This is a genomic window from Glycomyces sp. NPDC047010, assembly GCF_040644205.1.
In the GTDB taxonomy this organism is placed as follows: Bacteria; Actinomycetota; Actinomycetes; order Mycobacteriales; family Micromonosporaceae; genus Glycomyces.
On the sequence record NZ_JBEYVY010000010.1, the window covers coordinates 60,941 to 74,934 of the forward strand.

The following is a 13,994-nucleotide window of genomic DNA, read 5'->3' on the forward strand; positions in this document are numbered from 1 at the left end:
CGGCATCTTGGAGTTGACGTGAGAACCCTCCTGCGACTGTGCATCGTCGTTGTGTTGGCCTGCGCGCCCGCCTTCGCCCCTTCGGCCGCCTTCGCCGCGTCGGGGCCGCAGGTGCTGGTGCTGACGACCGGGGCCGAGGCCGAGGACGTGGCGGACTACGCCGTGGAGCGGCTCCAGATGGAGGCGCGGCGGTGGGGGTTCACCCTCACCGAGGGGGAGCCCGCCGACCTGGAGGACCTCGGCGACGACGTCGACGTGGTCGTGTTCGTCAACACGGGCGTCGACATCCTCGACCAGGCGCAGGAGGCGTCGCTCCAGTCGTTCATGACGCGCGGGGGCGGGTTCGTCGCCACGAACTCGGCCGCGCTCAGCGAACCGGACTGGAACTTCTACGGCGAGCTCATCGGCGCCACCGCGCTCGCGCCGCCGCAGGAGCCCGCCACCGAGCAGGACGTCTCGTTCAACTCCGGCTCGCCGATCACCGACGGCCTCGACGAGGACCTCACCCTGAACGAGCGCTGGTACTTCTTCGATCCCGAACCCGTGCAACCGGATTCGACGATCCTCGCGCAGCTCGGCTCGGGCGACCCGGTCGCCTGGAGCTCCGAGGAGCACCGCGCGTTCTACGCCTCTCCGGGCGGCGAGGGCAAGACCTGGGGCGACCGCGACTTCCTCCAGCTGATCCGCCAGGCCATCTGGTGGGCCGCGGGCGAAGAGGGCGTGCTGCTCCAGAACTCCGACGACGCGGCCCCCGAATGGCCCTACACCTGGACGTTCGCGTTCTTCGTCATCGCGGTCGCCGGAGGCGGCTCGATCGCCGTGTGGCGCCTGGACAAGGACGAGACGCAGCGTGAGGAAGAGGCCGAGGCCGACCGCGCCGTGAGCTCCGGAACGTAAGCACCGCAAGCAAGAAGGGCGGGCCAACTGGCCCGCCCTTTTCTCGTCCCACGCGACGGTGCCGGACCGCTCGGAGCAAGAAGTTCCCACGACCCGCTCACACCCCCGGAGCGCCCATACGGCCCAAGGGGCCGAGCCGCGTCCGGCACCGCGCGGATCGGAGTCTACAACCGCCCGGTCACAAGGGTCCGCACATTGGCGACGCCGTTGTCGAAGGGCAGGTCCTCGTCCTCGGGCTCCTCGACGGGGCCGCCTGCGCGCTGCTTGATGGAGACCTCTTCGAGCGGGATCGCGAGCAGGGCCGACATCGCGTTCTCCTTCTCGCTGGCCTCGCGCGACCGCTCGGAGCGGCCCTCCGCGAACCGGTCGATGAGGGACTTGAACGTGTTCCATCGCTCGTCCTCGTCCTCGACCAGCCGGGCCTCGGCGTGCACGACGACGCTGCGGTAGTTCATCGAGTGGTGGAACCAGGACTTCGAGAAGACGAGCCCGTCGACCACGGTGGCGCTCACCGTGACCGGGAACGGCCCGCGCGCGCCGAGGCCCATGCTGCCGCCGGTGGAGCCGTGGACGTAGAGCGTGTCGCCAACGCGCACATGGAACGTCGGCAGGATGCGCGGCGCACCGTCGGGGCCGACGAACGCGAGGTCGCAGAAGAGCGCCTCGTCGAGGACCCGGTAGGACTCGGCCCGCTCGTAGGTGACCCGCTCGCGCGAGCGCTTCGGCGTCGTCCGCTCCGTCTGCTCGAACCGGCCGGCGGAGGGGCATTCGAGGGTGGACATCGAGGGGGGCTCCCATCTGAAAATATGTACTGATACAATGCTTGAGTTATGTCGGTACAGTATCAGATCACCGGTTCCGCGGCAACCGAGATCGCCGCCAGCGTCGAGGCCGGCGTGCGCTCCGGCGAGCTCGCGCCGGGCCGCACCCTGCCCCCCGTCCGCAAACTCGCCGCCGACCTCGGCGTCGCGCCCGGCACCGTCGCCTCCGCCTACCGGCGGCTGCGCGAGCGCGGCGTGGTCGAGACCGGCGGCCGCGCCGGCACCTTCGTGCGCCAGCGGTCCGCGTTCACGCCCGTCGGCACGCTCACCGTCCCCGCCGGGGTCCGCGACCTCGTCTCCGGCGAGCCCGACCCCGCGCTCCTGCCCGACCTCGGCGCCCTCAAGCCGATCGTGGAGATCACCCACGGCAACTACCGGGACGGCGGCCCCTGCCCCGACCTGCTCGACCTCGCCCGCGAGCGGTTCGCGGCCGACGGCGTCCACGGCGACCTCACCGTCACCTCCGGCGCCCTGGACGCCTTCGAGCGGGGCCTCGCCGCCCGGCTCGAACCCGGCGACACCGTCGCCGTGGAGGAGCCCACCTGGGCCAACGGCCGCGACCTGCTCCTGTCGGCCGGATACCAGATCACGCCCGTCGCGATCGACGGCGAGGGCCCGGTCGCGGCCGAGCTCGAAGCGGCGCTCGCCTCCGGCGCCCGCGCGTTCATCCTCACCTCCCGGGGCCAGAACCCCACGGGCGCAACGGTCTCCGCCGAACGAGCGCAGCAGCTCCGCGACGTCATCGGCCGCCATCCCGGCGTCTTCGTCATCGAGGACGACCACTGGGCCGAGCTGTCGCCGACGCCGCTGCACTTCGTCGCCGACGCCGCCGAGCAGTGGATGTTCGTCCGCTCCGCGTCCAAGCCCTACGGCCCCGACCTGCGCACCGCGCTCGTCGCCGCCGACGCCGAGACCAAGGCCCGCGTCCAGGGCCGCATGGCGATCGGCCACGGCTGGGTCTCGTGCATCCTCCAGCACTTCGTCATCGCGGCCCTCACGGACGACGGGGTGAACGCCCAGGTCCGCCGCGCGGGCGCGGTCTACACCGAGCGCCAGACGGCGCTGCGGGAGGCCCTCGCCGCCCGCGGGATCGCGACGTGGGGGACCTCCGGCCTCAACCTGTGGGTGCCCGTCGCCGACGAGACGGCCGCGGTCGTCGCCCTGCGCGACGCCGGGTACGCCGTCGCCCCCGGCCGCGGCTTCTCCTTCCATGGCGCCCAGGGCATCCGGGTGAGCACGGCCCGCCTCGAACCCGACGCCGCCCCCGCGGTCGCCGACGCGATCGCCTACGCCTCCGGTCCGGCCGCACCGCCGGTCTGACCGGGACCGGGCCGACCTCAGCGGCCCGCGCACAACTCCAGAAAGGACACCCCGTGACCGCGACTGCACCACCGGACACGACCCAGATCCAGAAGCGGGTCCTGCGGACCCTCTTCGCCACGCAGGTGCTCGGCGGCCTCGCCGTGGGCATCGGCATCGCCGTCGGCGCCCTCCTCATCGAGGACATGACGGACTCCTCGACGTACGCGGGCCTCGCCCAGAGCCTCTTCGTCGGCGGCTCCGCGCTCGTCGTGGTCCCCGCCGTGCGCATCACCGAGCGCTACGGGCGCCGCGGCGGCCTCGCCTTCGGCTACGCGTGCGCCGTCCTCGGCACGATCGTCATCATCACGGCGATCCACCTCGACAACGCCGTCGTGGCCGTCCTCGGCTACTTCCTGCTCGGCTCGGCCTCGTTCGCCGGACTCCAGTCCCGCTACGCCGCAGCCGATCTCGCACCCGAGGCGCGCCGCGGCTCGCACCTGGCGATCGTCGTGTGGGCCACCACGCTCGGCTCCGTCGTCGGCCCCTCGGTCGCCGGGCTCGCCGAGCGCGCCTGGGCCGACTGGTTCGGCGGCCCCGAGTACGTCGGCTCGATGGCCGCGATCGGTGTCCTGTGCGTCGTCACGGCCGCCGTCATCGGCGTGTTCCTGCGCCCCGACCCGCTGCTCACCGCCCGCAGGATCAGCGGCGAGGCCGACGCCCCGCGCCGCTCCATCGCCGACGGGTACCGCACCGCGAAGGCCAACCCGGCCGTGCGCACCGGCGTCGTCGCCGCTGCCCTCGGCCACTTCGTCATGGTCGGCGTCATGGCGATGACGGCCCTGCACATCCGGCACGGCATGGCCGACCCCGACCAGGCCCTCACCGTCGTCGGCGTCATCCTCGGCCTGCACATCGGCGGCATGTACGCGCTCGCGCCGGTCGTCGGGCGCCTCGTGGACCGCCACGGCTCGCGCCCGGTCCTGGTGGGCGGCACCGCGGTCCTCGTCGCGGCGTGCGCCGTCGCGGGCTCGGCCCCGGCGGACGACCACGTGCGCATCAGCATCGGGCTGGTCCTGCTCGGCCTCGGCTGGTCGGCGATGACCGTCGGCTCGGCCGCGCTCGTCACCGGCGCGGTCACCCCGGCGCAGCGCCCGTCCACGCAGGGCTTCTCGGACCTCGTCATGGGCCTGGCGGCCATGGGCGCGGGCATCGCCTCGGGTCCGATCGTCGAGTACTGGGGCTACGGCATCCTGTGCGTCTTCTGCGCCGTCGTCGCGCTGTGCGTCGTCCCGTTCCTCATGGGCGGCTTCGCCGGGCCGAAGCCCGCCGAAGAGGCCGTCTAGTAGCCGTAGGCGCTGGGCGCGTTCTGGCCGCCGTCGACCGGCACGACGGCGCCGTTCACCGCTCTCGCCTTGTCCGACAAGAGGAACGCGATGACCTCGGCCACGTCCTTGGGGTCCACCAGCTCCTTCGCGGGGAACTCGTCGAGGAACGCCTCGTAGCGGCCGGGGTCGGCCACGCGCAGCCGGTCCCAGTTGCGGTCGGGGATGAGCATCGACCCGGGCGCGACCGCGTTGACGCGCACGCCCGTCGGCCCCAGCTCGCGGCCGAGGATCGTCGCGGCGTGGTTGAGCGCGGCCTTCGTGGAGCCGTACGCGAGGCCGGGGGAGGGCTTGGACCCGGAGATCGAGGAGACCAGCACGGCCGCGCCGCCGCGGCGCCGCAGCTGCGGCAGGGCCGCCTTGAGCACGGTCATGGCGTTCACGACGTTGACGTTGAGCGTGTAGGCCCAGTCGTCGGGCTCGGTGTCGGTGAGGCTGCGGCCGCGGGCGCCGCCGACGTTCGCGACGACCCCGCCGAGGTCCCCGAGGCGCCGGCCCGCCTCGTGCACGAAGTCGACCAGCAGCTCCGCGTCGTTGACGTCGAGCGCGCGGGTGGCGACCTGCACGTCGTGCTCGGCGCGCAGCTTCGCCCCGAACTCGTGCAGCGGGGCGGCGTTCCTCGCGCACAATGCCAGCGGGACGCCTTGGGAGGCCAGGAGCTCGGCCGTGGCCTGGCCGAGGCCGTGGCTCGCTCCGGTGATGAGGACAGGGCTGTTGAGTTGCATGCCGTTCATTTTGACCTGCCGTGTCTCGTCCGGTCCACGTCCGACCGGCGGGGGCCGCCCCGCCGGTCGGACCGGTCACCTTCAGCGCCAGGCGGAGAGCGGGTTATCGAGGCGGCCCGCGTAGATCAGGGACTCCTCCTGGTTCTCGATGTTCACCATCTGCTGGTTGTTCTTGAGCTGCAAGCGGTTCAGGCACGAGAGCGGGAACGCGTCCTCGAACAGCGGGTACCGGCTGAACGCGTCGGCCAGCTCGGGGTGGGCTTTCTCATAGTCCTTGAGCGCCTCGGCGGCGACCCGCCAGAACTCGTCCTCGCTGAGCACGCCGTCCACGTGCAGGATTCCGGCGAGGAACCGCAGGAAGCAGTCGGCCACGTCGGTGAGGATCGACAGCGCCCGCACCCCGTCCGGGACCTCGACCTTGATGCGCCCGATCGCCTCGGGCACCTCGGTGGTCGGCTCCAGGACCGCGCACTCCTCCCCGATGTCCTTGAGGAACACCCGCTCCACGGCGCCGTCCTTGAGCACCAGGATGATGTTCTCGCCGTGCGGCATGAACACCAGCCCGTACCGGTACAGGCAGTGGACGAGCGGCACCAGGTACGCGTCGAGGTACCCGCGCAGCCAGTCGGCCGGGCGCAGGCCCGAGCGGCGGATGAGCGCCGACGCGAACGGCCTCCCCTCGCCGTCCACGTGCAGCAGCGAGGCCATCGTGGCGGCGCGCTCCCCCTTGGCCAGCTTGGGGACCGGGCTCTCGCGCCACAGGGCCGCGAGCATCTTCCGGTACGGCGAGCCCTTCGGCGCCCCGGCCGTGTAGGCGGGGTGCCGGTAGCCCACGGCGGCGCGTTCGCGCAGGACCGTGACGCCGTGGCGCTTCAGGGTCGGGTCGCCGTGGACGAGGTCGGCCACCCAGTCGCAGATCGCGGGCGTGACCTCCATGTACTCGGTCGACAGGCCCCGCATGAACCCCATGTTCAGGACCGACAGGGCGGTCTTGACGTAGTCGCGGCCGGGCTCGGTGCGGTCGAAGAACGTGCGGATCGACTGCTGCGCCTGGAACTCGTCGTGCCCCTCGCCGAGGGGGATGAGCCGCCCGGCGGCGATCTCGGGCGCGAACGTCACGGAGATCTTGTTGCGCCACTGCCACGGGTGGACCGGGATCAGGTACACGTCCTCATAGGACAGTCCGCGGTCGGTGAGGACCGACGCGAAGTACTCGCGGGAGTCGGCGTCGACCTGGGTGTCCAGGAGCCACTGGAAGTCCAGCTCCGGCGAGGCCGCGAACATCGCGTGCTCGCGCTTCGCGGCGAGCCACATGAGCCGCACGCCCGCACCGGCCTCGGGCGCGTAGGCCCGGTAGTCCTCGGAGGTGAACCCGAGCCGCCCCGACCCGGCCACGAAGCACGGGTGCCCGCCGGTCATGGCCGCCTCGATCGCCTGGAAGCCCGCGCCGACGAGCGCGGCGGCGGTCGGCTGGTCCTCCGCGAGTTGGAACGCCCCGCGGTTGACGGTGGCGGCGACCTCTTCGAGGTAGACCGGCAGCACGGCGTCGCTCAGGCCGAGCTCGCCCTTGAACGCCAGGAAGAACGCGGCCGCGTCCGGTTCGAGGACCGTCCCGTCCGCATCCGTGCGCTCCAGCGAGTCCGGGTCCACGACCCAGTGGTCGAGCTTGAACCGCCGCGCGGTGAACCGGTACCGCTCCCCTCCCGCGTTGAGCACGTAGGACTCGCCGTCCTTGACGGGCACGAGCAGCCGCTCGTGGGCGAACTCGCCCACGGCCTTGGCCAGCAGGTTCCGGGTGGCACGGGTCCACAGGGCCGGGGTCAGGTGGTCGATCGCGCTCACGCGTTCACTCCTTTGGCTTCGGACCGCTCGAAGTCCATCCGGGTGCAGAAGCTCAGCAGGGCCTCCTTGCCCTTGAGCGCCACCGTCCTCTCGGGACGGAATCCGGCGAACTCGTTGAGCCGGTGGATGGCCCCGTTGCCGGAGTCGGGCTCGACGACGACCCGGGCGGCGCGGAAGCCGTCGAACAGCAGGTGCATCACCGCGGTCATGACGCCGCGCGTGAAACCGGGGATCGGCTTGTCCGTCGGCGCCGTGAGCACGTGCATGCCGATGTCGCCCGGCTGCGGGTCGTACACCGCGGCCAGCTCCGAGTGCGCCGGGTCGTAGACCTCCACGAGGAACCGGGCCCGGTAGTGGTACAGCCCCATGTACGCGAAGTGGTGCGGGTCGTCCTGGATGGACTCGTGCTCGGCGAGCACGTCGGCCACCGAGGCGTCCTGCATCATCCAGTAGCGGGCCTTCGGGTGCGTGACCCATTCGTGCAGCAGCGGGGAGTCGGTCGGCGGGTCGACCGGGCGCAGCCCGAAGTCGCCGAGGCTCGGGTGCAGGTGGTAGAAGGACTTGGGGGCGGTCGCGGTGATCATGGTGTCGGTGCTCCGAACTCCTGGAAGCCGATTCGCTGCTCGATGGGGTAGACCTCCCGGCCGGTCATCGACCGGATGATCCAGGAGTTGCGGTGGGCGGCCATGCCGAGGTCGGGGGCGGTGAAGCCGTGGGTCGCGAGTTCGGCGTTCTGCACGAAGACCTCGCCCTCGCCCGCCCTGTCGACGCTGTAGTCGCGGCGGGGCTCCAGGCGGCCGGTCGCGTCGAAGCGGAGCCGGTCCCGGACGCGGTCGAGGAAGGCCGGAACGCGGTAACTGTAGCCGGTGGCGAGCACCAGGCCCTCGGTGACCAGTTCGAAGCTGCGGTCCTGCTCGTGCTGGCGCACACCGAGTCTCACGCTCCCGCAACCCGCGGCCTTCTCCACCGTGCAATTGGTGAACAGGCGCGTGGGCACCGAGCCCATGGTGAACTTCTTCTCGTACAGCACGTCGAAGATGTCGTTGATGAGCTCCGCGTTGATGCCCTTGTACAGTCCCTTGTGGGCCTGGTTGAGCTCGTCGCGCTTCGCCGCGGGCAGCCCGTGGAAGTAGTCCACGTACTCCGGGCTGGTCATCTCCAGCGTCAGCTTCGTGTATTCGAGCGGGAAGAACCGGGGCGAGCGCGTCACCCAGTTCAGCTCGTACCCGCCCTCCTCGATGCCGCCCAGGAGGTCCCGGTAGATCTCGGCGGCGCTCTGGCCCGAGCCCACCACGGTGATCGACTTGCAGCCCTTGAGCTTCTCGCGGTTCTCCAGATAGGACGACGCGTGGCAGACGGTCTCCGACTCCAGCTCCCGGCACGCGGGCGGCACCCACGGCGGCGTCCCGGTGCCGAGCACCAGGCGCTTCGCGAGGTCGGTGCGCGTCCCGCCCGGGCCCTCGGAGGTGACGGCGTAGGCGCCGTCCTCCCAGGCCACGTCGGTGACCTCCCGCTCGAACTCCAGGTTGTCCATGCCCCGTGCGGCCCAGCGCAGGTAGTCCTGGAACTCGGCGCGCAGCTGGAAGAACGACTCGCGGATGTAGAACGGGTAGATCCGCCCGGTCTCCTTGAGGTAGTTCAGGAACGAGTACTGCGAGGTCGGGTCGGCGAGCGTCACCAGGTCCGCCATGAACGGGACCTGCATGGTGGTGCCCTCGATGAGCATCCCGGGGTGCCAGTCGACGTCGGGCTTGCGCTCCAGGAACAGCCCGTCGAGGTCGAGCGGGCCGGTGAGCGCGGCCAGGCCGAGGTTGAACGGCCCGAGGCCGATGCCGATGAAGTCGCGGACGGTCACTTGGCCTCCTCCTGCGCGGTCTTGCCGTGGCGCGCGAGCGCCTCCAGCACCGGGACGACGTCCTCAAGGGACGTCTCGGGGTTGAGCAGCGTGAGCTTGAGGGCGATGCGGCCCTCGACGCGGGTCGCGGCGACCATGCCCTCACCGGAGGCCGCGAGGGCCTCGCGGGCGAGGCGGTGCCCGTCGTCGTCGGCGCCCGCGAGCCGGAACAGCACAGTGGACAGCTGCGAGGGCGGCGCGGCGACCTCGAAGCGCGGGTCGGAGGCGAGCCAGTCCCAGGTCTCGTCCGCGAGCGCGCAGACGCGGTCGAACATGGCGCCGAGGGCGTCGGGTCCCAAGGTGCGCAGCGTCATCCACAGTTTCAGCGCGTCGAAGCGGCGCGTGGTCTGGAGGCTCTTGTCGACCTGGTTCGGCAGGGCGCCCTCGGCGGGGTTGAGGTAGTCGGCGTGGTGCGTGACGTGGCGCAGTGCGGCCCGGTCCTTGACTAGGAGTGCCGACGAGCTGACGGGCTGGAAGAACGACTTGTGGTAGTCCACGGTCACGGAATCGGCGTGCGCGATGCCGTCGAGGAGCGCGCGGTGCTCCAGCGAGACGAGCAGTCCGCACCCGTACGCGGCGTCCACGTGGAGCCAGACCCGGTGGGCCGCTGCGATCTCGGCGACGGGCCCGAGCGGGTCGACGGACCCGAAGTCGGTGGTCCCGGCGGTGGCGACGACCGCGGCGGGGACGTTCCCCTGCTCGCGGCAGGTCTCGATCGCGGCGTCGAGGGCCGCGGGGTTCATGCGGAACCAGTCGTCGGCGGGCACGGTCACCACGGCTTCCTCGCCGAGCCCGAGGAGTCTGGCGGCCTTGACGACCGAGAAGTGCGAGTGCGGGGAGGCGAAGAACCGCAGGCGCGGCAGGACCTCGACGCCCCGCAGCGGGGTCCCGGACTCGACGCGGTGCTTGAGGAGCACGGCCTCCACGGCCTCCTCGCGGGCGAGGAGCAGCGCGTGCAGGTTCGACTGCGTCCCACCGGAGGTGAACACGCCGTCGGCGCCGGCGCCGAAGCCGATGCGCCGCGCGGTCCACTCGACGAGCCGCTGCTCGATGAGGGTGCCCCCGGCGCTCTGGTCCCAGGTGTCCACGGAGGTGTTGACGGCCGCGAGGACGGTCTCGGCGGCGACGGCCGGGAGCGCGACGGGGCAGTTGAGGTGCGCGAGGTAGCGCGGGTGGTGGAACCAGACCGCGTCGTCGAGGTAGAGGCCCCCGACCTCCTCGAACGCGGCCTCGAAGGACTCCAGGGGCCGGTCGAGGTCGACGGCCGCGACGGCGGGCGCGAGGTCCGCCGGTGCGGCTCCGGTCCAAGGCTTCTCGACCGTTGCGAACCGCTCGGCCAGGCGGGCGGCGACGTCGGCGACGAGGCCGCGGTAGGCGGCCGCCGTGTCGCGGCCGAGGAGGGCCGGGGGAGGGGTGCGGTCGAGCGGCGCGGGAGCCGGACGGAGGTCGGCGCTTGTCAGCACGGAGGGTCACCTTTCATGGCAGGGACGGTGCGGTGGGCGGCGTAGTGGAACGACGCGGATGGGAACCCGGGGAGCGTGTAGGTTAGGCTAACCTAAGCTCACGATGAGCGAAAGGGCTCATCCCGAATGGTGATGTTCTCCACGGTTCTCCGCCTGAACGACCGCTAATCGGCTTTTGCGTGAAATTGCGGCCAACGCCGTCTTACCTCCATTATGGAGTGACGGGACATGCTGCGCCGCAGTAGATCCGCCGCCCGTCCGGCGGCGGTGAAATAATGTCGCGGCGGCGCCCGGGGGGAGTCGCCGCCGCGTTCACATCATCTAGGACCGTCCGGTCGCTGTCTGTCAGCGATCCGACAGCGGTCGGGGGACCCGGCCTACCGGGCCTCCGCGATCCACGCGTCCACGACGCCCGTCATCGTCTCCAGCGGGATCGACCCGCTGCTCAGGATGCGGTCGTGGAAGTGCCGCAGGTCGAACCCGGCCCCCAGCTCCTGCTGCGCCTTGGCGCGCAGGCTCTGGATGTGCCTGCGGCCGATCATGTACGCGAGGGCCTGGCCGGGCCAGGCGATGTACCGGTCGACCTCGTTGGCGATGTTCACTTCGGACAGGGCGGTGTTGTCGCGCATGTACTGCACGGCCCGCTCCCGCGACCATCCGAACGCGTGCATCCCGGTGTCCACCACGAGCCGGCAGGCCCGCCACGCGTCGAACGAGACCATCCCGAGCCGCGCCAGATCGCCGCTGTAGAGCCCGATCTCGTCGCACAGCCGCTCGGTGTACAGGCCCCAGCCCTCGCCGAACGCCGTCACGTACCCGAACTGCCGGAACTGCGGCAGGTCCTTGAGGGTCTGGCCCAGCGCGAACTGGAGATGGTGCCCGGGGACGCTCTCGTGGAACGCGAGCGCCTCGTACTCGTAGTGCGACCTCGTCTGCGGCGCATAGGTGTTCACCCAGTGCGTGCCCGGCCGCGACCCGTCGGAGGCCGGGACGGTGTAGTACGCGAGGGTCGAGCCCTTGGCCGCGTGCTCGGGGATCTCCTCGACCGAGCACGGCGCGAAGTCGTACTCCAGGAACGCCGCCGGGAGCGCGGCCTCGGCCCGGCGCAGCGCCCCGGTCACGTCCGCCACGATCTCCTCGGCCGTCTCGTACCGCAGCGAGGCGTCGTTCCGCAGCCGGTCCACGACCTCGGCGACGTCCCCGGTGCCCAGCTCGCGGGCCCCGATCTCGGCGAACTCGGCCCGGTTCCGCTCGACCTCTTCTAGCCCGATCCGGTGCACCGCTTCGGGGTCGAGGTCGGTGGTGGTGAACTGCCGCGACGCCGCCGCGTACCCCTCCAGGCCCCCGGGCACGTTGCACACGCCGACCGCCTCGTCGCCGCGGGCGACCGGCAGGAACTCGGATTCCAGGGCCTCGCGCCACCGCGCGAGCGCGGGCCGGACCCGCTCCGCGACGAGCGCCCGGGCCTCGGCCCGCCACTGGTCGGCGTCCACTCCGGACGGCGCCGGCGCCGCGAGGACGTCCCGTTCTATATCGGTCGCAAGGTAGTCGCCCACCTGCTCGATGACCCCGAGTACGCCGCTCCGGGTCTGGTGCCGCCCTTCGGCCCCGGCCTGCCGGTACCGGTCCAGCACGGTGTCGAAGTGGTCGCCGAGCTTTCCGAGCCTGACGAGGTAGTCGCGGCTGCGCTGCTCGGTGTCGAGGCTCTGGCGCGGCAGCGAGGACAGCATGGAGGTGACCGGCCCGCTGATGGTGTTGCTGAGCGCGACCTCGCCGAGGCGCGCTTCGATGACCGCGGACTGGTCGTCCACGAGCCGCCCGAGCATCGAGTGCGTGATCCGGTCCTGGCCCTCCAGGGACGCCGCGTCGATCGCGGCGAGGCCCTCGCGGACCTCCGCGTGGTGGGCGAGGCGCGACGCGTCGCCGTCCCGGCTCGGGTCGCCCAGCAGGTGGTCGTAGCCGGGAATCCCGTAGAAGCTCGCCGACATGGGGTTGTCGGCCAGATGAAAGTCGAAGTACCGCTGCGCCAGCGCAGCGAGCTGCGGATCGCCCACGTGCATCCTTCCGGTTCGAGGTGAACCGACCCTACTGCCCCCGCTAGCCGCCCGGCAAGCAAGTGTTCCGGGACCGGCTAACTTGGCGGCGGCCTCAAGTTGCGGTACCGTTTTTGACTATGGCGTCAACTTATGAGAACGCAACGGCGACGGAGGAGCCCGAGGCTCCCGAGACCGACGCGCCCGAGCCGCGGCGGCCGGCCGCGCTCAAGGCACCGCTCCTGCTCGTGACCTCCGACGAGTCGTACGGCGTGTGCGGCGCGGACGGAGTGTGCGAGTGATGGCCGGCGAGGTCTTCGGCCGCGGCGCCGCCCCCATCTCGATCGACGTCTGGTCCGACGTCATGTGCCCCTTCTGCTACATGGGCGACGCGCTCCTGGGCCAGGCCCTCGAACGCTTCCCCCACGAGACCGTCACCCGCTACCACGCGTTCCAGCTCATGCCGGAACTGCCGAGCGACAAGCCCGCGAACGTCCTCGACATCCTGGAGAAGGAGAAGGGCTTCCCGCGCGAGCAGGCCGCGGCCATGAACGCGCAGGTCGCCGAGCGCGGCAAGGCCCTCGGCCTCGACTACCGCTTCGACAGGGCCCTCGCGGTCAACACCCGCGACGCCCACCGGCTCTCCCACTTCGCCGCCGAGCACGGCAGCCAGACCGACCTGGTGCACCGCCTGTTCAAGGCGTTCTTCACCGACGGCCTCAACGTCGCCGACCACGACGTGCTCGCCGACCTCGCCGCCGACACCGGCCTGGACCGCGCCGCGGCGCTGACCGCGCTCAAGAACGGCGACTACGACGACGCCGTCGACGCGGACATCCGCCAGGCCCGCGAGCTGCGCGTCACCGGCGTCCCGTTCTTTGTGATCGACGGCAAGTACGGCGTCTCCGGCGCCCAGCCCGTCGAGGCGTTCCTCCAGGCCCTCGACACCGCCTGGGACAACCGCTAAGCCGCCCGGCCGCGGCCCTCCATGACCCGCTCGACCTGCTCGGGCGTCAGGGCCGCGGTCGGTAGCGGCCGCGCCCCCTCCGACCTGAGCCCGTCGAGCGTGAACGCCAGGCTCCGCCGCCACGCGTCAGGCGCCGCGCCGCTGGTGAACCGCACCAGCATCGCGTTGGACCAGAACACGAACAGCAGGTCCTCCGCGGCGAAGTCCGCCCGCAGCGACCCGTCGGCCTGCGCCCGCTCCGCGATCCGCCGCGCCTGCTCCTGCGACCGGTGGCAGACCTCCGCGAGCTTCGGCGTCCCCGGGTGGTTCCGCGAGATCACGTCGTTCAACGCCAGGTTCTGCACCTGGAGCTCGCACACCCGCTCCACGTACTGCGCGAACCCCTCCCACGGGTCCGCGCACGCCAGTGCCCGCCCCGCGGCGGTGTCGAGCCGCTCCTCCGCGTACTGGGGGACCACGGCGTCGATGAGGCCCTCGCGGCTGCCGAACCGGTGGTAGATCGTCCCGGTGCTCACGCCCGCGCGCTGCGCGATCGCGTCGAGCGGCGCGTGCAGGCCGCGCTCCCCGAAGACCTCGGCGGCGGCGCACAGCAGCTTCTCGATGTTGCGGCGGGCGTCCGCCCGCACCGTCCGCGCCTCGCCCACGGCCGCCCTCCTCATCTTGACACC

At 71.7% G+C, this 13,994-nt stretch carries 13 protein-coding genes; 5 read left to right on the forward strand and 8 right to left on the reverse strand.

Features of this window, described 5'->3' with window-relative positions; genetic code table 11:
- The first annotated feature begins 18 nt into the window (after window positions 1-18).
- Entirely contained in the window at window positions 19-897 is an 879-nt protein-coding gene (locus AB0A65_RS19935) for a ThuA domain-containing protein (RefSeq protein WP_359953151.1), read from the forward strand.
- Window positions 898-1,061: 164 nt separating this feature from the next.
- On the opposite strand, the gene AB0A65_RS19940 is transcribed toward AB0A65_RS19935, so the two are convergent.
- The gene (locus AB0A65_RS19940) at window positions 1,062-1,679 is read right to left on the reverse strand and encodes a pyridoxamine 5'-phosphate oxidase family protein (RefSeq protein ID WP_359953153.1); all 618 of its coding nucleotides are present in this window, start codon (window positions 1,677-1,679) and stop codon (window positions 1,062-1,064) included.
- A gap of 48 nt (window positions 1,680-1,727) precedes the next feature.
- Here AB0A65_RS19940 and AB0A65_RS19945 point away from each other — a divergent pair, with 48 nt between their 5' ends.
- Both AB0A65_RS19945 and AB0A65_RS19950 read left to right on the forward strand, forming a co-directional pair.
- Window positions 1,728-3,038: an aminotransferase class I/II-fold pyridoxal phosphate-dependent enzyme gene (locus AB0A65_RS19945; RefSeq protein ID WP_359953155.1), complete on the forward strand. Its 1,311-nt coding sequence runs from the start codon at window positions 1,728-1,730 to the stop codon at window positions 3,036-3,038.
- A gap of 53 nt (window positions 3,039-3,091) precedes the next feature.
- Complete coding sequence (locus AB0A65_RS19950; RefSeq protein ID WP_359953156.1) at window positions 3,092-4,363, forward strand: MFS transporter; 1,272 nt, start codon at window positions 3,092-3,094, stop codon at window positions 4,361-4,363.
- On the opposite strand, the gene AB0A65_RS19955 is transcribed toward AB0A65_RS19950, so the two are convergent.
- The 6 genes from AB0A65_RS19955 to AB0A65_RS19980 form a co-directional block, all read right to left on the reverse strand.
- Complete coding sequence (locus tag AB0A65_RS19955) at window positions 4,360-5,127, reverse strand: SDR family oxidoreductase (protein ID WP_359953158.1); 768 nt, start codon at window positions 5,125-5,127, stop codon at window positions 4,360-4,362. The genes AB0A65_RS19950 and AB0A65_RS19955 overlap by 4 nt on opposite strands.
- 81 nt (window positions 5,128-5,208) lie before the next feature.
- Window positions 5,209-6,969 (reverse strand): IucA/IucC family siderophore biosynthesis protein, encoded by a 1,761-nt coding sequence (locus AB0A65_RS19960; protein ID WP_359953159.1) that lies wholly within the window; start codon window positions 6,967-6,969, stop codon window positions 5,209-5,211.
- A complete protein-coding gene (locus AB0A65_RS19965; protein ID WP_359953161.1) occupies window positions 6,966-7,553 on the reverse strand; it encodes a GNAT family N-acetyltransferase in 588 nt (195 codons plus the stop codon). The genes AB0A65_RS19960 and AB0A65_RS19965 overlap by 4 nt, the downstream gene beginning before the upstream one ends.
- Window positions 7,550-8,824 (reverse strand): lysine N(6)-hydroxylase/L-ornithine N(5)-oxygenase family protein, encoded by a 1,275-nt coding sequence (locus tag AB0A65_RS19970; protein ID WP_359953163.1) that lies wholly within the window; start codon window positions 8,822-8,824, stop codon window positions 7,550-7,552. Before AB0A65_RS19970 ends, AB0A65_RS19965 begins: the two co-directional genes overlap by 4 nt.
- Window positions 8,821-10,326, reverse strand: a complete 1,506-nt coding sequence (locus AB0A65_RS19975) for an aspartate aminotransferase family protein (RefSeq protein WP_359953164.1) — start codon at window positions 10,324-10,326, stop codon at window positions 8,821-8,823. Before AB0A65_RS19975 ends, AB0A65_RS19970 begins: the two co-directional genes overlap by 4 nt.
- A 377-nt stretch (window positions 10,327-10,703) precedes the next feature.
- Window positions 10,704-12,380, reverse strand: coding sequence for a DUF885 domain-containing protein (locus tag AB0A65_RS19980; RefSeq protein WP_359953165.1), 1,677 nt, complete (start codon window positions 12,378-12,380; stop codon window positions 10,704-10,706).
- 119 nt (window positions 12,381-12,499) lie between these two features.
- On the opposite strand from AB0A65_RS19980, the gene AB0A65_RS19985 reads away from it, so the two are divergent.
- Window positions 12,500-12,661: a hypothetical protein gene (locus AB0A65_RS19985; RefSeq protein WP_359953166.1), complete on the forward strand. Its 162-nt coding sequence runs from the start codon at window positions 12,500-12,502 to the stop codon at window positions 12,659-12,661.
- On the forward strand, window positions 12,661-13,326 hold the full coding sequence (locus AB0A65_RS19990; protein WP_359953167.1) for a DsbA family oxidoreductase: 666 nt from the start codon (window positions 12,661-12,663) through the stop codon (window positions 13,324-13,326). Before AB0A65_RS19985 ends, AB0A65_RS19990 begins: the two co-directional genes overlap by 1 nt.
- On the opposite strand, the gene AB0A65_RS19995 is transcribed toward AB0A65_RS19990, so the two are convergent.
- On the reverse strand, window positions 13,323-13,970 hold the full coding sequence (locus tag AB0A65_RS19995; protein WP_359953168.1) for a helix-turn-helix domain-containing protein: 648 nt from the start codon (window positions 13,968-13,970) through the stop codon (window positions 13,323-13,325). The genes AB0A65_RS19990 and AB0A65_RS19995 overlap by 4 nt on opposite strands.
- Window positions 13,971-13,994: the final 24 nt, after the last annotated feature.

Excerpts from the sequence above, each read along its gene's own strand:
- AB0A65_RS19940 (WP_359953153.1), bottom strand. The coding sequence starts at position 1,679 with ATGTCCACCCTCGAATGCCCCTCCGCCGGCCGGTTCGAGCAGACGGAG.
- AB0A65_RS19945 (WP_359953155.1), top strand. The coding sequence starts at position 1,728 with ATGTCGGTACAGTATCAGATCACCGGTTCCGCGGCAACCGAGATCGCC.
- AB0A65_RS19955 (WP_359953158.1), bottom strand. The coding sequence starts at position 5,127 with ATGCAACTCAACAGCCCTGTCCTCATCACCGGAGCGAGCCACGGCCTC.
- AB0A65_RS19965 (WP_359953161.1), bottom strand. The coding sequence starts at position 7,553 with ATGATCACCGCGACCGCCCCCAAGTCCTTCTACCACCTGCACCCGAGC.
- AB0A65_RS19985 (WP_359953166.1), top strand. The coding sequence starts at position 12,500 with ATGGCGTCAACTTATGAGAACGCAACGGCGACGGAGGAGCCCGAGGCT.
- AB0A65_RS19990 (WP_359953167.1), top strand. The coding sequence starts at position 12,661 with ATGGCCGGCGAGGTCTTCGGCCGCGGCGCCGCCCCCATCTCGATCGAC.